Source organism: Niallia sp. NCCP-28, assembly GCF_023168165.1.
Classification (GTDB): domain Bacteria; phylum Bacillota; class Bacilli; order Bacillales; family Cytobacillaceae; genus Niallia.
This window is the reverse complement of the sequence record NZ_BQYJ01000001.1, coordinates 106,459-127,074: the sequence shown is the minus strand read 5'-3', so window position 1 is coordinate 127,074 and position 20,616 is coordinate 106,459. Positions and strand designations below refer to the sequence as shown.

Annotated in this window: 17 protein-coding genes and 1 riboswitch; of the genes, 10 read left to right on the top strand and 7 right to left on the bottom strand. The window is 33.8% G+C overall.

Annotated elements, in window-relative coordinates:
- The first annotated feature begins 43 nt into the window (after positions 1 to 43).
- The 3 genes from NCCP28_RS00600 (at position 44) to ppc (ending at position 3,926) form a co-directional block, all read left to right on the top strand.
- The gene (locus NCCP28_RS00600; protein WP_248559485.1) at positions 44 to 424 is read left to right on the top strand and encodes a hypothetical protein; all 381 of its coding nucleotides are present in this window, start codon (positions 44 to 46) and stop codon (positions 422 to 424) included.
- Between the two features lie 180 nt (positions 425 to 604).
- Entirely contained in the window at positions 605 to 904 is a 300-nt protein-coding gene (locus NCCP28_RS00595) for an iron-sulfur cluster assembly accessory protein (RefSeq protein ID WP_248559484.1), read from the top strand.
- 259 nt (positions 905 to 1,163) lie between these two features.
- Positions 1,164 to 3,926 (top strand): phosphoenolpyruvate carboxylase, encoded by a 2,763-nt coding sequence (ppc, locus tag NCCP28_RS00590; RefSeq protein ID WP_248559483.1) that lies wholly within the window; start codon positions 1,164 to 1,166, stop codon positions 3,924 to 3,926.
- A gap of 180 nt (positions 3,927 to 4,106) precedes the next feature.
- On the opposite strand, the gene NCCP28_RS00585 is transcribed toward ppc, so the two are convergent.
- Positions 4,107 to 4,421 carry a thioredoxin family protein gene (locus NCCP28_RS00585; protein ID WP_248559482.1) on the bottom strand — a complete coding sequence of 105 codons (315 nt, stop codon included), beginning with the start codon at positions 4,419 to 4,421 and terminating at the stop codon, positions 4,107 to 4,109.
- 300 nt (positions 4,422 to 4,721) lie between these two features.
- On the opposite strand from NCCP28_RS00585, the gene NCCP28_RS00580 reads away from it, so the two are divergent.
- A complete protein-coding gene (locus NCCP28_RS00580; RefSeq protein ID WP_248559481.1) occupies positions 4,722 to 5,174 on the top strand; it encodes a hypothetical protein in 453 nt (150 codons plus the stop codon).
- Between the two features lie 76 nt (positions 5,175 to 5,250).
- Here the strand turns inward: NCCP28_RS00580 and NCCP28_RS00575 are convergent, their stop codons facing one another.
- Together NCCP28_RS00575 and NCCP28_RS00570 are read right to left on the bottom strand one after the other, a co-directional pair.
- The gene (locus NCCP28_RS00575; RefSeq protein WP_248559480.1) at positions 5,251 to 6,039 is read right to left on the bottom strand and encodes a Cof-type HAD-IIB family hydrolase; all 789 of its coding nucleotides are present in this window, start codon (positions 6,037 to 6,039) and stop codon (positions 5,251 to 5,253) included.
- A 244-nt stretch (positions 6,040 to 6,283) separates the two neighbouring features.
- Positions 6,284 to 7,246 carry a MerR family transcriptional regulator gene (locus NCCP28_RS00570; RefSeq protein ID WP_248559479.1) on the bottom strand — a complete coding sequence of 321 codons (963 nt, stop codon included), beginning with the start codon at positions 7,244 to 7,246 and terminating at the stop codon, positions 6,284 to 6,286.
- A gap of 348 nt (positions 7,247 to 7,594) precedes the next feature.
- Between NCCP28_RS00570 and NCCP28_RS00565 the strand changes: the two genes are divergently transcribed.
- Together NCCP28_RS00565 and NCCP28_RS00560 are read left to right on the top strand one after the other, a co-directional pair.
- A complete protein-coding gene (locus tag NCCP28_RS00565) occupies positions 7,595 to 8,725 on the top strand; it encodes a metallophosphoesterase (RefSeq protein ID WP_248559478.1) in 1,131 nt (376 codons plus the stop codon).
- 98 nt (positions 8,726 to 8,823) lie between these two features.
- Positions 8,824 to 9,831, top strand: a complete 1,008-nt coding sequence (locus NCCP28_RS00560) for an LLM class flavin-dependent oxidoreductase (RefSeq protein ID WP_248559477.1) — start codon at positions 8,824 to 8,826, stop codon at positions 9,829 to 9,831.
- Positions 9,832 to 10,257: 426 nt separating this feature from the next.
- Here the strand turns inward: NCCP28_RS00560 and NCCP28_RS00555 are convergent, their stop codons facing one another.
- Both NCCP28_RS00555 and NCCP28_RS00550 read right to left on the bottom strand, forming a co-directional pair.
- Positions 10,258 to 11,025 (bottom strand): class I SAM-dependent methyltransferase, encoded by a 768-nt coding sequence (locus NCCP28_RS00555; RefSeq protein WP_248559476.1) that lies wholly within the window; start codon positions 11,023 to 11,025, stop codon positions 10,258 to 10,260.
- A gap of 1,206 nt (positions 11,026 to 12,231) precedes the next feature.
- Positions 12,232 to 14,592: an EAL domain-containing protein gene (locus NCCP28_RS00550; RefSeq protein WP_248559475.1), complete on the bottom strand. Its 2,361-nt coding sequence runs from the start codon at positions 14,590 to 14,592 to the stop codon at positions 12,232 to 12,234.
- Positions 14,593 to 15,141: 549 nt separating this feature from the next.
- Between NCCP28_RS00550 and NCCP28_RS00545 the strand changes: the two genes are divergently transcribed.
- The 3 genes from NCCP28_RS00545 (at position 15,142) to NCCP28_RS00535 (ending at position 17,940) form a co-directional block, all read left to right on the top strand.
- Positions 15,142 to 15,561 carry a nucleotidyltransferase family protein gene (locus NCCP28_RS00545; protein ID WP_248559474.1) on the top strand — a complete coding sequence of 140 codons (420 nt, stop codon included), beginning with the start codon at positions 15,142 to 15,144 and terminating at the stop codon, positions 15,559 to 15,561.
- Between the two features lie 113 nt (positions 15,562 to 15,674).
- Positions 15,675 to 15,760: riboswitch (cyclic di-GMP riboswitch) on the top strand.
- 49 nt (positions 15,761 to 15,809) lie between these two features.
- Positions 15,810 to 16,673 (top strand): amidase, encoded by an 864-nt coding sequence (locus tag NCCP28_RS00540; protein ID WP_248559473.1) that lies wholly within the window; start codon positions 15,810 to 15,812, stop codon positions 16,671 to 16,673.
- A 358-nt stretch (positions 16,674 to 17,031) separates the two neighbouring features.
- The gene (locus NCCP28_RS00535) at positions 17,032 to 17,940 is read left to right on the top strand and encodes a CotY/CotZ family spore coat protein (RefSeq protein ID WP_248559472.1); all 909 of its coding nucleotides are present in this window, start codon (positions 17,032 to 17,034) and stop codon (positions 17,938 to 17,940) included.
- 48 nt (positions 17,941 to 17,988) lie between these two features.
- Here NCCP28_RS00535 and NCCP28_RS00530 read toward each other — a convergent pair whose 3' ends face one another.
- Positions 17,989 to 18,363, bottom strand: coding sequence for a hypothetical protein (locus NCCP28_RS00530; RefSeq protein ID WP_248559471.1), 375 nt, complete (start codon positions 18,361 to 18,363; stop codon positions 17,989 to 17,991).
- A gap of 11 nt (positions 18,364 to 18,374) precedes the next feature.
- Complete coding sequence (locus NCCP28_RS00525) at positions 18,375 to 19,577, bottom strand: ParM/StbA family protein (RefSeq protein ID WP_248559470.1); 1,203 nt, start codon at positions 19,575 to 19,577, stop codon at positions 18,375 to 18,377.
- 176 nt (positions 19,578 to 19,753) lie between these two features.
- Here NCCP28_RS00525 and NCCP28_RS00520 point away from each other — a divergent pair, with 176 nt between their 5' ends.
- Positions 19,754 to 20,551: a CsxC family protein gene (locus NCCP28_RS00520; protein ID WP_248559469.1), complete on the top strand. Its 798-nt coding sequence runs from the start codon at positions 19,754 to 19,756 to the stop codon at positions 20,549 to 20,551.
- Positions 20,552 to 20,616: the final 65 nt, after the last annotated feature.

Sequence of the window (20,616 nt, the reverse complement as noted above, 5' to 3'; positions counted from 1 at the left end):
CAAATAGTGTTTATTAAACAATTTATAGGATGGTGGAAATAGGATGAAAAATGACTATGTGGTGCTAAAATCTTTTCAATATTTAATTGAATGTACATGTCCTAGTCCTGATCATACATTTATGCTGGAATTCGATAAAGGAGACACATTCATCATTACCGATGAAAAAAAATATGTGGATTCCCTTGGCTGGCTAGTTCTCGTTTTAATAAAAAATTCTAGTATCTATATGTACATAGATGAATTGGAAGAGTTTGTAGAAGATAAAAAGATTTGTTCAATCATAGACCTGGAACTGAAAATCAACTACTTGGAATATAAAGTCAATGAAACACTTGATAGCATGGATGAATGCAATTTTTCTTTATATGCAAAAGAACTTGCTGTATTAAAAGAGGTGCAAGATAGCGTAGCTGTTTTTTAAAAATTAACAGAATATTCTTATAAAAAATGAAAAACTGGGCGAATGCATAAGCAGCCTAGTTTTTTTCGTGATAAAGGACTTAGCAAATAATAAAATAGGAAAGGGGAAATCCAATTAGTTGCAAACGACATTTTGGAATACTACAATAAATAAGCAACTAATGATTTGGGGGATGACAAAATGAAAGTAAAGATAAATAGACATGCTTCAAAAGTAATGAAGCAAATGTTAGCAAATGCTAATGAAGGCGAAAAACTTCGTGTGTACATAACCGAACACCACGGAAACCATGCCCATTATGATTTGAAGTTAGACAAGCAGACTGAATTTGATGAGGTTGTGCAAACAGATAAAGAGGTAGAAGTTTTATTAGACACTCGTGAAGCTGATTTTTTAGATGGAGTATGGGTGCAATATTTCTATGTTCCAGAGCCAGGTTTTATTATTTATAATCCAGCAAAAGAACATCATCACCATTAAAAAAGGGAGGTCAACTCTTTATGCTTTAATATGTAAAGGTTAGACCTCTTTTTCCATAATAAGGATTGAAAGCGCATTAAAAATCCATTTTTATCCATAGGATTGATTATTGATCTATAAATTAGATTGATTTGTTCTGATTTATCTTTTCTATCTATTAATAAACAGTAATTATTAATGAATTTTTCTAAAAATAATGATACGATTATAGATGTTGATACAGTTTGAAATAATATTTAGATTAAGGGATGGTAATCTAATGACAACAAGAATTAAAGTAAATGAAAGCAGTCTACCGTTACGTAAAGACGTAAAACAGCTAGGTTATATTCTAGGAGAGGTTCTTGTTCATCATGGTGGCCAAGAATTGCTAGAAAAAGTAGAAGTGATACGTAAACTATCGATTGAACTGCGAAATAATAATAATGAATCTACATACAACGCGTTAAAAGCAGAATTGGAAAAATTAGAAAGACCTATGCGCAGGCAAGTTATTCGTGCATTCTCGAAATACTTTCATTTAGTGAATGTAGCAGAACAAATTCATCGGATTAGACGCAGAAGAGATTATCAGCTGCAAGATGATAAAGGCATACAGCCTGATTCTATCGCAAGTGCAATTCAAATATTTAAACAGAAAAATTTAACAGAAGCTGAAATTCAGGATGTACTTAATACTCTTTCATTAGAGCTAATTATTACAGCACATCCGACAGAGTCAACAAAACGGTCTATTTTAGAAATCCAAAAGCGGATTGCAAATCTGCTTAAACAATCGGATAATCCTTTATTAACAAAAAAAGAACGAAAGAAAATAGAGGAAGATTTATTTAACGAAATCACGATTATGTGGCAGACGGATGAGCTAAGACATAGTAAACCGACTGTAATGGATGAAGTGAGAAATGGTTTATACTATTTCGAACAAACTTTATTTGATGTTTTGCCTGAAATTCATCAAGAAGTACAAGATGCTCTGCAAGAAAATTATCCGAATTTTGAATGGAAAGTGCCAAATTTCCTAACATTTGGTTCATGGATTGGCGGGGATCGCGATGGAAATCCATTTGTTACCCCAGAAGTAACATGGCAGACATTGCACAAACAAAATAAGCTCGTTATAGAAAAATACAAAGAATCCGTTGTGGATTTAATGAAACGCTTCAGCCATTCAACCAATCGTGTTGAAGTAAGTTCCGTGCTGCTAGAAACAATTGATAGGGAAGAAGAATTATATTTGGCGGAAGATAAAAGATGGCCTGCTAAAAAAGAAGTGTACCGCAGAAAACTTGCGGTAATTTTCGAAAGATTAAATCAAGTCGGTGTTTCTGAAAAAGGATACAACGATGCAGACGAATTATGTCAAGATTTACTGCTCATTAATGACAGTATCAAAAGTCATCAGCCGATTCACCATGATGAAAAGTCAATGCATAAATTAATTCGCCAAGTAAAGCTTTTCGGCTTCCATTTAGCAACTTTGGATATTCGCAACCATAGCGGGGAACATGAATCAGCTATTGCCGAAATATTGAAAAAAGTTCATATTGCGGAAGATTACAAAAATTTAGCAGAAGAAGAAAAAGTAAACGTATTGGAAGCAATTCTAAAGGATCCTAGACCAATTCTTTTATTAAGTGAAGACTATTCGAAAGAAACACAAGAAATGATTAAAGTGTTTAAAATGATAAGAGAAGCCCATAAAAAATTTGGCAAACGCGCTATCGATGTTTACCTAATCAGCATGACACAGTCTCCTAGCGACATTTTAGAAGTGCTTGTGCTTGCTAAAGAAGCGGGTATTTATCGTGTGCATGCAGACGGTTCGGTAGAAAGCAATTTAAATGTTGCGCCATTATTAGAAACAATTGATGACTTAATTGCTGGGCCAAAAATTATGGAAACACTTTTCAAACTTCCAGTATATCGAGAGCACTTAAAGCAGCATAATGATCAGCAAGAAATTATGCTTGGCTACTCTGATGGAAGCAAAGATGGCGGAACACTTACTGCGAACTGGAAATTGTATAAAGCACAGAGAGAAATTCACGAAATGGCAAGCGGCTATCACATTGGCTTGAAATTTTTCCATGGAAGAGGCGGTTCCCTTGGTCGTGGGGGCGGTCCATTAAACCGCAGCATCTTGTCTCAGCCAATTGAAACATTAGGCGATGGTGTGAAAATCACCGAGCAAGGGGAAGTATTGTCTTCTAGATATTTATTGGAAGATATTGCTTTCAGAAGTTTAGAGCAAGCAACATCTACTCTATTGACAGCATTTGCTCATATCACCCAAAATTTAGATAAACATAATGATAGAAGACCTGTTTGGGAAACGACAATGGAAGAAATCTCTGCTATTTCGCTGCAGAAATACCAATCATTAGTTTTTAATGATCCTGATTTTATGACATATTTCAAAGAAGCAACTCCATTAACGGAAATTGGCAATTTGAAAATAGGATCTAGGCCAATGAGCAGAAAAAATAAAACATCTTTTGAAGATCTTCGTGCGATTCCATGGGTGTTTGCATGGACGCAAAGTAGACAATTGCTGCCAGCTTGGTATGCAGCGGGCACCGGGCTTTATGAATATGCACAAGGTAGCGCAAATAATATGGCTCTGCTGAAAGAAATGTACAGTAATTGGCCGTTTTTCCGTTCAACTGTTGATAATCTGCAAATGGCTCTTATGAAAGCAGATTTAACAACAGCTAGAGAATATTCCTCTTTAGTAGAAGACCAGGATATTGGCCAACGAATATATACCAATATTAAAGATGAATACAATAAAACTCAGTCAATTCTTTTGCAAATAACAGGAGAAGAGCAGTTATTGGATCATACACCATCTATTCAAGAATCGGTGTATCGTAGAAATCCATATGTAGATCCATTAAACTTCTTCCAAGTAGAATTGATTAAACAATTGCGCGAACAAGAAAATCCAGATCCTGAATTAATGAACCAGGTGCTGCTGACTATTAATGGGATTGCAGCAGGTTTACGTAATACAGGCTGATAAAGTAAAACTTCAATCAATAGGGAGTTTATTCCCTACTGATTGTTGGTTGAACAGGATTTTGTGGGCAGGTTTCTGTACACCGGGATTTCCCGTTTTCTGTTTATTGACAGCTGAAAGAAGAGAAAAGGAAAACTTTTCTCTTCTTTTCTATTCTCATAAATGAAATGCCGAAATAAATTAATAGGCTTGCAAAAATTCTTCTACTTGTTCAGGCGTTTTAGCATTTGCACTATGTAAATGACCAATTTTTTCACCGTTTTTAAATAGCAGCAAACTAGGGATGCCCATTACATCGTATTTTTCTGCAATGCTTGGAAGTTCATCTTTATTAAGGCTGTACCAAGTTTTATCTGCGTTCGCTTCCATAATGTCGCCGATAAATAGATCCATTCTTGTACAATCAGGACACCAAGTAGTGAAAAACTTAACAATCACTATTTTTTCACTTTGAATAATTTCATTAAATTCTTCTAATGTTTGGATTTCTTTCATTGTGCACCTCTTTAAAAATTTTGTAGACTAGCCTTATTTATTGTCGAATGATAAAGCTATCAGTATTGATTATACACATATTTCCTTAGAATTACTTAAAAAAGTTGTTATTTTAAAGGGAAGCTTGATAATCGAGTAGGATTTATACTATTATATAAAAATGCTGTTAAAAATCTACTGTAGATTTCATTCTGGGAAAGTATGGATAATAGAATGTGTTTTTTGTTATAGAAAACTTCCTCTTATCATATAATGAACAGAATGGTCAAAGGGTAGTGTGCTAATTAGAGGAGGATATAGATGAGCACAACAAAAATTAATATAACACCGATAGAAAATAAGTACATAAGATTAATTTTGTCTTTAGAGAATATGGACAAAGAAAAGTTGGAGGATTTGGGAGATTCTTTTTTAGTAAAGATAAATAAAAAAAGCAAAAGTGGCAATGAACTCTATTTCTCTATCTTTTTTAATAAGAAACTGATGAATAAGCCAGTGAAGTCATCTAATCCATCTGTTAGTATTACAAAAAATAAAAATTTGATTTCATTAGAAGTAACAATGATGTTGGAATTAACAGAAATACAAAAAGCAGGAGATTTTTATTTAGTTAATAAAGAATATGCAACAACACCAGCCTTTGAATTTTCTTATAAAATGAATCAAGCATACTATGATAAAAAAATAGGCCAGTATTTAGAAAGTGAACGTGCAGAAGAGGACATAGAAGAAAAAGAAAATATTGACCTATAATAGAAATCCCCTCAAGTGCTATTAAATGCGCGTTTGAGGGGATTTTTAGTTTTCGGAGCATATCTATGCATATGGGCTATTTAATTAATCCTAAAAATTTTAGTCCATTAAATATTCCAGAATCTGTTACAGATGTTGTTTTATGTTTAGCATAGGCAAATAATTTTTCATTGGCATTGCCCATCGCAAATCCTTCTCCAACTGTACTGAGCATTTCTTTGTCGTTAAGGCCATCACCAAATGCTATAGCCTCTTTAGTGCTGATGCCAAGGCGATCCAAAACTTTTCCAACAGCAATTCCTTTATTGACTTTGTCGCTAATTACATCATAAGAATGCCGAAATCCTTCAATATTGACTTGCGATAAATGAACATTAGCAAATTTTTCGTATAATGGGATATCATCTGATTTAACATTTACAATTGTTATGCCGAGAACATTGCCTGCTTCTTCTTCTGAAAACAGTTTATTTTGTTTCAGGTGGAATTTTTTTGCAAATTCCATTAAGATAGGGCTGTCTGGATTCGATAATAAATTATGCGTATTTGTATATAAAATAAGTTCATTATTTTGCTGTTTGGCGATTTCAATATATGTTTTTACCAACTCTGGACTCATTGGCTCTTTTAGAACATCTTCACCTTTAAAAATTGCATAGGCACCATTGTAGCCGATAAAAGAGTGGACATCAAGTATTTCGCCAATATCTGCTATTTCATGGAGGGGTCTTCCTGTAGCTAAAAATACTTCTATTCCTTGGTTTTTCATTAATTTAACTGCTGTTTTGGTAGATTCCTGGATGGTATCATCAGGCTGTAAAATAGTACCATCTATATCAAGAAATAAAATTTTATATGTAGTCATTTGTTCCTCCGTTTCAAAATATTTTTTTCATATAGATATGTTAATAAATATTGTCGATAGAATCAACAAACAGGTAGTGTTCTTTAATAGAATATTGCCCTTAATAATAATACCATAGAAAGAGACAGCATAGATAAAGGCTGGTTTGAAGCATGTTTAAAAAAGCAAAACATGTCTTTAAGCCAGCCTTTACAATCAATAGTTATTTTTATTTAACTAAGATTCTGTTGATTGAAGTTTCATTTCAAGATTGCCAAACCTTCCACCATTGTTTTTTCTTTTCCACTGCAACTGCGGTATCGCGAAAACTTTGCACTAAATCTTGGAAGTTTTGTTCTCGTTCTCTAATTTCTTTTCTGAGCTGTTCTCGTTCTTTTAAAAGATCTTCTTTTATCGATTGATCATTTTGATGCAATTGCTCCATCGATTTGTTTATTTCAGCATTCGATTTGGATAAATGTTCAATCATTGATTTAATTTCTTGTGAAGAGGAAGCGGTAGTGGTCCACTGTTTGGAATAAGTTTTTCTTTCAGCTTTTGATATTTTCGACAGTTTTTTAATATTAGAACGAATATCTTCGTATTCTGTATGAGATTTATGTGCATTACTATGTATAACATCTGTCAATTCATCGATATTGTCTCTAAATTCATCCTTTAATACATCTTTTAATTCTTCATTTTTCCTTTCAAGCGTTGTGCTGAGTGTTATGGCTGATTGAGCTTGTCCTGCTTTGATTTCTTCTTTAATATGATCCAAAACTTCTCCCCGTAGTCCAGTGCGGATCTCTTCTTTAACTTCTTGCAAAAAATCTTGTTTGTATGTTTCTAAAGAATGAAGGAGAATCTTGATGTTTTGCTCTGCTACAGAGGGAGTCAAGGCATTAGGAACAGGTTTTATTTCTTCTACAAGCGCTACTGATGTTTCAACAGCTTCTTGTATTGTCTTTTCTTGTGCTTCCTGTTGTGTTTGCTTTGGCTGAAGAATCAGTGTTAATTGTTCTTTGACTTCTTTTTTCGGCAATTTTTTATCATATAAATTTTTTGCTTCCAATAATAAAGAGATTTCTTTGTCTGTGTAAAATCTGCTGCCGTTTTTGCTCCTTGGAATATATAGTACATCTTTTAGTTCTTTTTCCCATTTTTTTAATCTATTTGGTGAAGTCGTTAGTTTTTTTGATGCTTCATAAATGGAATAAGCTTTCATTATGAATCGCCCCTCATATTTATATTTAATTATTTTCTTGTTTACATATATTTGAGATGCTTAATCTATTTTCCTGCGATAAGACAAAAGCTATCAAAACTTCTAATGAGTAGACATATTTCTGCATAATAAAAGGTTTTATCTATTTTCTCGCAGTTTATAGTACTATTTGTCAGATAGTTTTTTCCCTGTTTGCGTGCAATATAAACCTGCAGATAAGAAGTTTATGATAAGCAAAAAAATGGGAGCAAAATCAAGGGTTAGTTTGAAAGAAAATAACAGACAATAGAGAAGAATAAGTAAAGAACGGTTATATGTGGAGTCGTTATCTTTCGAGGTGAATGAACAATGACAAAAAAAATTTTTTATATCATCATGCTCCTGCTGTTATTTATGCCGGAAAAAATAATAAATGGGGAAGAAGTAGAGAAGCCAACACTTGTTTCTTTACGCCTTCTAGAAACAACCGATATTCATTCTTATATATTGGATTTTGATTATCAAGAGAAACGAAGAACAATTGAATTTGGACTAAACAGAACAGCTAGTCTTATTCAGCAAGCAAGAAAAGATCAGCCTAATACTCTGTTATTTGATGTGGGAGATGTAATCAAAGGAAATGCACTGGCTGATTATGTTGCTTCAAGCAATGTTCTTTATTATACAGATATTCATCCAGCCTATAAAAGTATGAATTTGCTTAAGTATGATGCGGCGACAGTTGGCAATCATGAGTTTAATTATGGCCTTGATTATCTGCTTAAAAGCTTGCAAGGAGCAGAGTTTCCTTTTGTAAATGCTAATATTTATGTGGATGATCATAATCAATATAATCAAGATGATATCCACTTTTTTTCTCCTTATATTATTTTGAATAAGGAAGTGCAAACAGAGACTGGAGAAAAAACAATTATAAAGGTAGGAGTAATGGGGTTAATTACCCCTATAACAGCAGAGTGGGATAAAGAGCATCTGGAAAATAAAGTGAAGATAAAAAATATGGAAGAAACAGCAAAAGAAATAGTGCCGAAAATGAAAGCGGAAGGAGCAGATATAGTAGTGGCTCTTGTACATGCGGGACTGCAATCAGACAGAGAATTAAAAGAAAAAAGAGGCAATAATGTTCAAGATGTCAGCAAAGTAAAGGGAATTGATGTCGTTTTATATGGACATTCACATAGTTTATTTCCGAAAAAAGGAGAAAAAAATACTCTTCTTGTTAAGCATACAAAAGGCAAAATTGCTGGAAAACCTGCTGTTCAAGCTGGATTTTGGGGCAATCATTTAGGAATTATTGATTTGAGATTAGAAAAAAAAGCAGGAAAATGGTCGATTATTGAATCTAATTCTGTAGCAAAGCCCATTATTCGCATTATTAACGATAAAAAAGTGCCGATTGTTGTTCCATTTGAGCCGATAGAATATTTAATGCAGAAATATCATCAAGATACATTGGATTTTCTCGAAAAAAATAACTAAAAGGGGCTGATAGGAAGATTCTTTCAAGCAATAAAGTTGAAAGCTCGTTGCGGACAGATTTATAGTAGGGAGAAAGTAGACTTAAAGGAGGAACAGAAATGGCAAAGTCCTTACAAGAGATAAAATTTTCTGTCCTTGATTTATCGCCAATTACAGAAGGCGGTACGGCAGCAAATGCTTTTGAACATACAATAGATTTAGCGCGTTATGCTGAAAAATGGGGATATAATCGTTATTGGGTAGCAGAGCATCATAGCATGCCAGGCATTGCGAGCAGTGCAACAAGTGTTTTAATTGGATATATTGCAGGAGGCACAAATTCGATTCGAGTTGGTTCTGGAGGCATCATGCTTCCAAATCATGCTCCTTTAGTAATTGCGGAACAATTTGGAACATTGGAATCCATGTATCCAGGCAGAATAGATTTAGGATTGGGGAGGGCTCCGGGAAGTGATCAAATTACGGCACATGCTTTAAGAAGAAGTACAAGAAGAGATGGAAACGATTTTCCAGAACAACTGGAGGAATTAAGAAATTATTTAGAGCCCCAGGATGAAACACAATTGCCAATTAGAGCCATTCCAGGGGAAGGGTTAAATATTCCTATTTGGCTGTTGGGTTCAAGTGGATTTAGTGCAAAATTGGCGGGGGAACTAGGGTTGCCATTTTCCTTTGCAAGCCATTTTTCTCCAGATTATACGCTTCCGGCACTTGATATTTACCGGAAGCATTTTACTCCATCTGAAAGTTTGGAAACACCTTATGTAATGGTTGGGGTAAACGTAATTGTTGCTGAAACAGAAGAAAAAGCAAAATATTTGGCGACCTCTTTTTCCCAAGCCTTTTTAAGTTTAATAAGAGGCATGCCGACAAAATTAAAGCCGCCTGTATCCAATATGGATGAATTATGGAGCATCCACGAACAAGCGATTGTAGATCAACAATTAAAAGCTTCTATTGTAGGAACGCCTGAACAAGTAAAAGAAAAGCTGCAAAAATTCCTTGCTGAAACAGATGCAGATGAAATGATTGTCAATACACAAGTCTTTAGTCATGAAGATAGATTAGAATCCTATCGTTTATTAAAAGAATTGGCGCATAAATAAAAAGAACTGTTTTTTTATTGTGAAAGAATTCTAAAGGTTAGAAAAAGTATTTCTTTAGATTGTCAGCAAGGCATGCATTCAGAATAGTAGAGAATTCATGCCTTGTTATTTTTTATTGCGGTAATAATATGCATTTTTAGTTATTGTTTAAAGCTCTCCATATTCTCCGATGCTTTCCAATAAAGAAATTTAGGTTTTGTAATGGGAGCTTTGTTTAGAGTGAATCCAAATGTTCATTTTTAGTTGTTAAGAATTTGAAACGCTACTATCAACTATCTAATATATTCCTTTTGGAACAGACAAATGAACGCATAAAAATATAAAGGCACAAAGAGAGAATGGAGTTTCGTCACAGAGATGAAAAATTAAATGATATAAATATTGGGTTTCATTTGATTATTAAGCTCTCCGATTCTATTAATAGAATCAATAATCTTTGACAAAACCGCAGCGGCTTATTGTTGCATTCGGTAAAGTTACATATCCATTTTCACAGTATTTTTCAAATAGATTATCGAATGCTTCCACAATCAATGGATAATGGGGATCCTCTTTTTTGGGAGCATAAGAAGCAGATAAATGACGGCCGATGAAACTAGATTTATTATAGGTTAAAGGGTGCTGATAAGAATTGGTTGTATATATTCCTTTTAAAAAAAATGTATCGTATATTTTTTCAGAATCACTTAATCCATTAGAAAATCCATGAAATTCAGGGCAAAATTCAGTATAAACTTTTATGATGTCCTGGTTAATGTCAGCTTCCTTTAAACGATTATTTGATATTATCATTACTTTGCCAGAAGGTTTTAAAATGCGTCCACATTCTTTTTTGAAAATTTTATAGTCAAACCAATGAAATGCTTGAGCAACCGTAATAAAATCAACACTGCTAGTATCCAATGTTGTATATTCAGCTGATCCATTAATTGAAATAAATCGTTTATTATTTTTCAGCTGTTCTTCTGCCAGTTTACGCATTTCTACATTTGGTTCAACTGCAAATACGTTAAAGTTCGCATCTAATAATTTTTTTGTCAGAATGCCGGTGCCAGAACCTATGTCCGCTATCAGCGAATTTTGATGTAGACCATGTTCAGATATCATATCGTTTATTAGCTCATCAGGATAATCAGGTCGAAATTTTGAATAGATAGCTGCTTTTCCATTAAATTTCTTTGTATTTTCCATCATCTTAAAACAAAGCCTCCTTATCATTTAACAAAATTATTTTCATAGCTGAGTAATTAAGTATAACAGGTTATATATACGTTTGGCAGTAAGCTGAATCATAACTTTTCCTTTTTGCTATTTGTGATATCTTAAAAATACTCAGTAATTCGCTAAAGGAGATGGAAGATGTTTCTCCGCTATCTTTGATAAAAGGTATTCCTGTTAGGGGTTTCCTTTTTTTATGGGAACGATTAATATTTTTTGCATCGGCTAAAAAATTAGAGTTTATAATGATAGCAGCATATATCAGTATTGCTTTAGAAAAAGGTGGGGGTTCTTACATGCAATAAATGGGACCCCATCAAAAAATGATAGCATAACATTGCTTTCGCTAAAAAATGGCTTTAGTTAAGACAAAGGCAGAGGGGAATTGAATAATTTTAAAATCGACGGTAAACAAGGTTTTATTCAAATAGAACTCAATGAAGTGTTCTATTTTCCAGATGAAACGAGTTTTGATGGCGGATATGATGTTTAAGGAACGTTGTCATATTATGTCAAATATGGAGAATTGCGGTTTACTACAGGACCAATTTATACGTTTTACAAAGAGTTGGAAGAAGCCTACGAGCAATTAAAAGACAGTATCTCTTTTTCAATATAGAGATGACATTTGTAAATTTGAAATGATCTTTAATGAATCAGGACGACTTCTAATCCAAGGATATTTCCAAGAGTTATTGAGTGAAGAAAATATATGACAATTTCAATTTGAGAGTAAACAGAGCTATTTAATAGGAACTTTAGAAAAACTAAAAAATATCATTGATTATTATGGTGATTTAAAAGGCATTAAAAAATAATTAAATTAGAGGCTATTGTCAATTATGCTTCATTCGAAACAAGTATCGTATTATACAATTCTTGTTTCGAATGAAATCAACAATCAAGTTAAATAGAGCCTATGAAAAAGGCCTGCAGGATAAAATGGTAAATTGAATTTTAATCAGGTTTTTATCACACATTAACGGGCAGTAAAACCCTGATTGGTTAACTAACAATCAGAGGGGATGAAGAAAACCCAAAACCCTCACTGATTGAAGTTTCACTTTATGGGGTCGGCCTAGATTTCTTGTCCATGGGGTTTAAAAGCCCGTTAATGTATTATAAACTATTCTAATTATTGTTATTTAATTTTCGTGATCTGATAGATGGTTTTAGTTTGGATCACTTATCTGCTGTGCAATGAATTTTTTCAAATTCGTCAATGGGAAGTGGAGGAGAGTAGTAGTATCCTTGAACATCCTCACACCCTATTTCTTGAAGCAGCTTAATTTGATTTTTCGTTTCCACACCTTCTGCAATGACCTTCAAATTGAGGCTTTTAGCAAGGAAGATAATAGTTGTCACAACTTCTCTGTTGTTTTCAATGTTTCGAATGAAAGATTGGTCAATTTTTAAGATATCTACATTTAATTTGTCTAAATAGCTTAAGGAACTATAGCCTGTCCCAAAATCATCAATGCTGATTTTGATTCCTCTATCTCTTAACGTTTGCAAAATAGCATTGACATCCTCTTCGTTTTTCATCACCATTCTTTCCGTGATTTCCAGTTCCAATAGCTGTCCGTCCAGGTTAAATTGATTTAATTGATCCTGTATAAAGGACAAAAAACCTTCCTGCAAAATAGTGACTAATGAAATATTTACAGAAACTCTTTTGATTTTTTTGCCTTTTTCTTTCCAGTTGCAAAGAATTTTACAAGTTTCTTTAATAACAAATTTTTCTAAAGTAACAATAAACCCGCTTTCTTCGGCAATGGGTATAAAAATATTTGGAGGAATAAATCCCCTTTTGGGATGGTTCCATCTTAACAGCACTTCTGAGCCGGTCAGGATATTTTGGACGGTGTGGTATTTCGGCTGGAAATAGAGCAGCAGCTCCTTATTTTTAATGGCGCTTTGCAGTTCTTGCTCCAGTTCTAACTGATTAAGCGCTTTTTCCTCCATTTCTTTGCTATAAACGGAATAGCCATTTGCTCCATTCTCCTTCGAATGATACATGGCCAAATCAGCAAATTTATATAAGTCATTGACATTTTTTGTATGAACTGGAAAGGAGGAAATGCCCATGCTTGCGGTAAGCATGACCTCATATCCGTTTACAATTAAAGGAACTCTGAACTTTTCGATGATATGCTCTGCTGTATTTTCAAAATTATCAGCTGGAAGCAAAACTAAAAATTCATCGCCGCCCATCCTTGCGGTAATTCCTTCATTTTCTGTAATGTTTTGCAGCCTTTTGCCCACCTCAATCAAAAGTTTATCCCCAAATGAATGGCCAAATGTGTCATTAATTCGTTTAAATCGGTCAAAGTCTAAAAGCATAATACTGAAAGAGGAATGCTTCTCTGAGAAATCAGTCATGACTTGTTTTATCATTCGTCTATTTGGCAAACCGGTCAGTTCATCATGGTAGGCAAGATATTCTATTTTTTTTTCTGCGCGTTTTTGATCTGTAATATCTTCAATAATTCCAAATGCTCCTGTAATTTGGTTATTTATATGTGTACGGACTATAGTAACTTTAATATCTGTTAGAATTCCTTGTTTATTAAGGATTTGTATTTCTATAGTCGAAATTTTTCCAGCTAATACATTATGGAGTATTTCCGAAATTTTTTTATTATCAGCTTGTTTTAAAAACATCCCGATATGCTGGCCCTTTAATTCTTCTTTAGTGAATCCAGTAATTTCAGTAGCAACTTGATTGGTGTTAAGAATGTGGCCATCTAAGTCTACAGAAAAAACTCCACCCGGATTGTGGTTAAAAAGTGATGTATAGGACTGTATATTTTTTTCTAAAATTTTTTCACCCAATAGACTAGGAACGAGAGCCATAACAAGATTTGCTGCCATAACAAAAATGAAAGGAAGGAGCAGTTCATGCATAGAAGGGTTGATAGAGCCTGTATCTAACAGTGAAGTCATTGAGATATAGGGGATGCCTGCAAATGAAATACCCGCTGTAATGGATCCAATATGTTTCCACTTTGTTCGAACATTATTAGCATCTTCATTGGTAATTTGAATCAAAAATCGAAAGATAGAGAAAGAAGCACTCCATGTCAAAAGGGCTACAATCAAGAAAATAAGCGGTTTGAATTCTACTAAATCTCTAAACAGGATGAAAAACCCGCTTATATCAGCACTCAGAATAGCAATGCCGATAGAGAAACCTCCCAATATATATTGTTTATCGGAAACAACGGGAAACTGTGCCATTTTTAAAGCTAAGTAAGAGCCGATAAAACACAATAGAAAATTTAATAAAGTATACAAAACATAATGATAGTTATTTGTTGAAAAGGGCAAGGCTACAGAGACTGATACAAAAAAGTGAGTCAGCCAAAAGGTAACGGCCAATAGTCCAGAACTTAAAATTAGCCTTTTTCCTTGCAGTGCTTGTTGTTTAATCCGTACGCTGGCTTCGATTCCAATAATGCAACTAATGATGGAAAAAAGGACCGTTAGTAGCATATAGTGATAATCAAAAAGAAGAAGATGAAAATTGAACAAAGAGTGCATACATTCCTCCTGCTACCTTAAAAAGGTATAAAAATATAATATATGACAGCGTGTAGATAATGTTGAGTTTGTTGTTTTTCAGGCTGCCTGAAATAGGATCTAGTTCTTTGTTTTCTAAGCATGAGAGCCTATTGTCTCTTTATCTTTATCGGCTTGACAGCTTGAGATGTTTAGACAGTTCAGTATAGTGCATGAAGCCCTGTTGAATTGTTTTTCTGGCAATCACTAAAGGGGTGCGAGAATCATTTTATAGCGATCCAGTTGCATTTTTATGGGAATATGCTTACTATTTTTATTCTGCATTAACAGGTTTTTGCCCCATCCCTAAAGGAGTAGGGTTATTAAGAGAAAATGAGAAATCTAGGGAGGATAACCGCTCAATATTTGAGGCTGAGTTCATTAAAAGAGTGATTATTTCCATAGTGTTCTTTTTTTTAGTATGATAGAAATGGAATCAAGTCATTTTGATTTCTTTTTATATTATTCGGTATGAAATAAAAAGTTAAACATGTTCTTTCTGTTCATTAAGAAAGACTTGGAGGTATAAGGATGAATACAACAAAAAAAGTAAGCAATGAGGATGAAATAAAAAGTATCTTAAAAAAAATGGTTGATACTGCCTATGAGCAAATTAAAGGGGAAGAGATTTTGTTATGCATGGAATGCTGTGATGTGGATTTATTTGTTGCAGCAGAATCTTATCCTGAATTAGAAGAAGCCATCAAAAAAAATTATGAATTAGATGAATATGGAGAAGTAATCGATCATGATGGCTATATTCAATTAATGCGAGAACTAGATGACTATTTTGTGGAATTGCATATACAATCAGGCTATTATGATTATTTTCCAGCCGGGATTTATGAGTTGGATGGGAAGGAAGAAGAAACCGAAACGGATATACTTGCACCTAAGGGAGTGTTCTACGCTCCTTTTGAGGAAGCGGTGAAGACTGCTGATAAATGTTGAAGAATAGGCAATAAGTTCTAATAAATCCTTTATGAGGGTAAATTGTCTAGTCAATAAGAAAAAATCAATAGTAAAACTAGTGCTTTTTTAGTATGATATAGGTATAGATAACAATCTGAAAAGGGCAAACTTATTGAAAAATAAGGACGCAAAGCTATGGACCTAACCGTTTTATACGTATGGCTGCCAGGTTGCCAGACTTCTCTTTTTAAAGAAAGTCTCGGCTTTTTTTAAAAGGGGATAGGGAAATGAAAAAAAGTATTGTTTTATTATTGTCTATTTGGATGATGATGCCAACGATGTGTTCAAAAGCAGCGGCAATGGCAACAGATGCTACATGGATTTGGAATCCGTGGTCATTGCGTACAGAAGAAACAAAAATACTAAACTTTCTTGTTGAAAATAATGTGAAACAAGTTTATTTGCAAATAGATTCAGATCTTTCTAACCGTGTATATCAACAATTTATAACAAAAGCGACAGCTGAAAATATAGAAGTTTATGCATTAGATGGAGCACCAAATTGGGCAACGAAAAAAGGAAAAACGAAACAAACAGCTTTTTTTCAATGGATAAAAGCATATCAGTCTAAAAGCAGTGCAAATCAGCAGTTTCAAGGAATTCATTTAGATGTAGAACCATATATATTATCAAGCTGGGATGCTGATAGAAGCAGCACCGTACTATCTTATCAAGAAGTCATAAAAAATAGTGCAAACCAAAGTGCGAAATTGAATTTGCCGTTTACAATTGACATGCCATTTTGGTTTGATACCATCAATTTTCAGAATAAGTTTGGAAAAAGCAATCTTGCAAAATGGGCGATTAACCTTACAGATGGCGTTACCGTAATGGCATACCGCAATATGGCAGCAGGGGAAAATGGCATTAATGCCTTAGTGAGAACTGAGTGGAAATATGCACAAAATGCAAAAAAATCACTGACGATAGCTGTAGAAACAGGGCAATCAGATGAAGGAAGCCATATTAGTTTTTATAAAAAAAGCAGTGCATATATGAAAGCAGAATTAGCAAAAGTGAATAAAGCATATCCAGAAAGTAATGTAAAGTTTGCGGTCCATTATATCGACAGCTGGATGAAAATGAAATAAGAAAAATCTAACTAGCAGCATGATTCTAGTTAGATTTTTTTATGAATAAACTTGCAAGTTGAAAAAAGTGTTGGCTGAGAGAAAGAGTGGGAGAGTTAAAATTCGGAATTGGTCAAAAAAGTGAATAAAAGAAATTTTTAAAGAAATTATTAGTGTAATCAGAAACAGAAAGATATACAAAATTAGCGGAAGATACAGGGATTAGAAAGCAAATACATAGAGGTGAGCTTCCATTTATTTTGTGTATCTGCATATAGGAACAGAAGGAAAAATTAGTTTTTGTTAGGCTAGTTTATCACTCCATAAGTTATGCTCGGACGTATGCTAATTATGAGTATACAATGAAGGAGTGAACATTATGTTCGAGTGGAATATGAAGGTACAAGCTAAAGCTAGTTTTAAGTGTGGGTGTCATCACCATAAAAAGGAGGAATGCAAAGACCACTGCCATAAGAAAGACGACAAAAAAGAATGCAAAGACCATTGCCATAAGAAAGACGACAAAAAAGAATGCAAAGACCACTGCCATAAGAAAGACGACAAAAAAGAATGCAAAGACCACTGCCATAAGAAAGACGACAAAAAAGAATGCAAAGACCACTGCCATAAGAAAGACGACAAAAAAGAATGCAAAGACCATTGCCATAAGAAAGACGATAAAAAAGAATGCAAAGACCATTGCCATAAGAAAGACGATAAAAAAGAATGCAAAGACCACTGCCATAAGAAAGACGACAAAAAAGAATGCAAAGACCATTGCCATAAGAAAAACCATAAACATTACAAAAACTGTGTAGGCGAGGTTTTATCGGCTATTTTATCGGCTGAAAAAAAAGTTCAAAAAAAAGAAGAAGGCTTAATTTCATGTAAACAGTCCATTCAAGAGCTTTTAGAAGAAAAAAAATGTCCGATGAAAAATACGATTCCTTTCATTATATACAGCAGTGACTGTCAACCTTTTAAAGCAACTGGAGTTACGACGTATACAAGCCATTCAAAAGAGGAAAAATTTGTTTGTGTTACTTCTTATCTTTTCACAATAAAAGAAGTAAACAAGAATTGTGCTACTCTTGAATTGTTGGCATTTAAGCCGAAAAAAAAATGTTGCTGCAAAGCACATTATAAAAAAGAGGAACTTGAAAAAGAGTCAATCTGTTCCCAAATTAATCATAAAAATGTGGATGATTTAGTAAAAACGGGAATTTGTATAAATGTAAATATATCCAGTTTTTGTGCCATTACTTGTCTGCCTGCTGTGTATTTATAAACACAAAAAATGTGAACTCATATTTTTGAGTTCACATATACATAAAAACTATCCACCAAAAATTTCAAGAATATCCTCCACATCTTTCATATTTAATTCTGCTGATACCGTTTTTGGATTATGTTTTATCAGCGATTTTATAGGATAGTTAGATGGGGTAGAATAAGTTTGCATCATCATTTCTTTTATCTCAGACAGCTCTGCAAGTATTTCTTTCGTTCCTTCATGAGCTATCTTAGGATGTAGATAACTATTTAAAGCAGATAATAAAAGATGCAGGAGTGTTTGGTTGTGGGTATGATATTCAATTTGCTCTTGCATTTTTGCAGTGATAAGCTGTGAGTCACCTGTTTTAACATCAATGAATTGATCAGGAATTGTAATGGCAGTCATGTTAGTATAATCAGTATACATTTTTGACATAATTATCATCCTTATCCTTTAACGAAATTAAGATTTGTAGTATCGTTTTGTTCTTGCTCTTGCTCATTCTTTAGCTGCTTCATTTTTGCAAGAATCATGAGCCCAACGACATTTAATTTTTCCATGTTTTCTGGGAAGGTTAAATGGATGGGACGTCCCCGTTCAGACCATTTGACAGCAGCTTCTTGTATTTGTTTTTGTGCTAATTTTGCTGCTCCTCCTACAGCGATATATCTAGTTGCTCCTTTAATTTCATTGGAGGTTGAACGAACACGATCAAAATGCTCTAGATATTTAATTGCCATTAGTTTTAATTGAGGAATAATGTATTTGCTAATATCTTTTTTGACCCCGGCATATGGTTCTACATACCATTCTGACTGTCCAGCCGCTAATTTTTCTTCAAGTTCTGCACGGGAATCGAATTTATACATTTCATTTTTGCTTATTTTTTGTATGATGTTATCAAGAAATGGATTGATGCCAAAGGTTTCGCCTTCAACAGAAGAAACTGGTTTATTATTTTTTATGCCTACAAAATCAATAGAATCGCCGCCAAGATCTCCAATAATAATCCCTTTTTTTGAATCATTTACTAGTGAATCATTATAAATAGTTAATGTTTCTAGATTACGTGTTAGTCCTAGATAAGCACATGCACCTTCTGCACCAACAATAACATCTTCAATCTTTAATTTGACTACTAGCTCTTTCGGTTCTGCAAATCCAGGAACTTTATGAAAAATAATCGTGTGTGTACCTAATAATCTTTGTTTAAATATCTCTTTTTTTTCTTTAAATTGTGTAGTAGGCAATGACACAGCTAATTGATCAATCGTATAATTGATTTCGTTTTCATCATGATGGAGTTGTACAGCATGGTAAGCTGCTAGGCCAAATAGTAGTATATAGGTACGATCTTCTGTTGCTTTTTGATTATGATATGCTGTTAAGCTGACATCTCTTTGTTTGGCTGCAGCTTTGCCGATATAGTATATTTCTCTTTTATCCAGAATGGCGTGGCTTTTTATCTCAATAATTAAATTTTCTTCAAAATCTACATCATCTTCATCATATGGTTTTTCATAAAATTCTTCATCAAAATGGGCAAGGGCATTTGGAAGTTGGTATTGGCATTCTGTCCCATAATCATATGTTAAACATTTGTACCAACTATTTCCAATATCAATGGCGAATAAATTTTTACTTTTCATATATTCTCACTCCTCCTTTTGAATCCTATGCAAGATAAAGGTTTTTCTGTGCATGTACTATCCTATTTGCTTTTAATATTTAAAAGCTTATCCAAAAATTCCATGTATGTCCTACTGCATTCTTTATTAGGCGTGCATACAATGCATTGTATTAAAAAATAGAGGGGGAATTAATAATGAAAAAAGATGAAAATTGTATGGGGGTACAGGTTAACGCGCATGTTGGTGAGTGTGAGAGTGAACCGATAACAAATCCTATTACAACACCAGCAGGCGAAACTATTTTAAAAGTTCCAGTTACACTGGCAGAATTAACAGTGAGGACCAATTTAGTTGCAAAGATCCATTTTTCAGATCCAGTTCTTGAAATTAAAGACATTAAAAAACGGATAAAAATTGTGCAATGCCGATTACTGCTGCCAGGAATTTCTGAATTTGATCCAGCTGGTCCATTTCAGCCAAGAACACTTAGCTTATTTATAAAGGGGTTTGTCCGCAAAAATATTCAATATGCTACACCTTGTCCAGGATCAACAGACGAAAGTGTTGTTTCTGAAATACGTTCTCTGACAGTTGATGTGCCTTTTGAATGTGTAACAAAAATAAATAGTGAGGACTTTTTAACACCACCACAGCTTCCATTCAACAATACAAGAAAAGAATTTGACTTCTTTAGAGCTCAAGAGTTAGGGCATGGATATCCAGAAAAGGATCAACTACTATCCAGTGATCTTTCCCAGTTTCATCAAGTAAGCACACAGTTTTATAATGAAATTCCATTTTGCGAATTGTTAAGAAGTGATATTGTTGAATGGGATGAAGCTATAGATCGTAAACCATTGCCAGGTATTGCACCTTTTGAAGAAGGTATTTTCCATCATGTGGAGGAAAAAATGTTTTTAGAGTTTAGAATTAAAGTGTTGCAAAAGCAACAAGTCCGTGTTATAGCGCTTCCTACACCACCAGGATTCTAATAATTTATACTTTTTATTGGTAATTAGCTGATTGAGATAAATATTATAGGCAATATCTTGGAACA

What these genes read in the sequence shown, in the direction of transcription:
- NCCP28_RS00600 (WP_248559485.1), top strand. Translation starts at nt 44, where the DNA reads ATGAAAAATGACTATGTGGTGCTAAAATCTTTTCAATATTTAATTGAA.
- NCCP28_RS00595 (WP_248559484.1), top strand. Translation starts at nt 605, where the DNA reads ATGAAAGTAAAGATAAATAGACATGCTTCAAAAGTAATGAAGCAAATG.
- ppc (WP_248559483.1), top strand. Translation starts at nt 1,164, where the DNA reads ATGACAACAAGAATTAAAGTAAATGAAAGCAGTCTACCGTTACGTAAA.
- NCCP28_RS00585 (WP_248559482.1), bottom strand. Translation starts at nt 4,421, where the DNA reads ATGAAAGAAATCCAAACATTAGAAGAATTTAATGAAATTATTCAAAGT.
- NCCP28_RS00580 (WP_248559481.1), top strand. Translation starts at nt 4,722, where the DNA reads ATGAGCACAACAAAAATTAATATAACACCGATAGAAAATAAGTACATA.
- NCCP28_RS00575 (WP_248559480.1), bottom strand. Translation starts at nt 6,039, where the DNA reads ATGACTACATATAAAATTTTATTTCTTGATATAGATGGTACTATTTTA.
- NCCP28_RS00570 (WP_248559479.1), bottom strand. Translation starts at nt 7,246, where the DNA reads ATGAAAGCTTATTCCATTTATGAAGCATCAAAAAAACTAACGACTTCA.
- NCCP28_RS00565 (WP_248559478.1), top strand. Translation starts at nt 7,595, where the DNA reads ATGACAAAAAAAATTTTTTATATCATCATGCTCCTGCTGTTATTTATG.
- NCCP28_RS00560 (WP_248559477.1), top strand. Translation starts at nt 8,824, where the DNA reads ATGGCAAAGTCCTTACAAGAGATAAAATTTTCTGTCCTTGATTTATCG.
- NCCP28_RS00555 (WP_248559476.1), bottom strand. Translation starts at nt 11,025, where the DNA reads ATGATGGAAAATACAAAGAAATTTAATGGAAAAGCAGCTATCTATTCA.
- NCCP28_RS00550 (WP_248559475.1), bottom strand. Translation starts at nt 14,592, where the DNA reads ATGCACTCTTTGTTCAATTTTCATCTTCTTCTTTTTGATTATCACTAT.
- NCCP28_RS00545 (WP_248559474.1), top strand. Translation starts at nt 15,142, where the DNA reads ATGAATACAACAAAAAAAGTAAGCAATGAGGATGAAATAAAAAGTATC.
- NCCP28_RS00540 (WP_248559473.1), top strand. Translation starts at nt 15,810, where the DNA reads ATGAAAAAAAGTATTGTTTTATTATTGTCTATTTGGATGATGATGCCA.
- NCCP28_RS00535 (WP_248559472.1), top strand. Translation starts at nt 17,032, where the DNA reads ATGTTCGAGTGGAATATGAAGGTACAAGCTAAAGCTAGTTTTAAGTGT.
- NCCP28_RS00530 (WP_248559471.1), bottom strand. Translation starts at nt 18,363, where the DNA reads ATGTCAAAAATGTATACTGATTATACTAACATGACTGCCATTACAATT.
- NCCP28_RS00525 (WP_248559470.1), bottom strand. Translation starts at nt 19,577, where the DNA reads ATGAAAAGTAAAAATTTATTCGCCATTGATATTGGAAATAGTTGGTAC.
- NCCP28_RS00520 (WP_248559469.1), top strand. Translation starts at nt 19,754, where the DNA reads ATGAAAAAAGATGAAAATTGTATGGGGGTACAGGTTAACGCGCATGTT.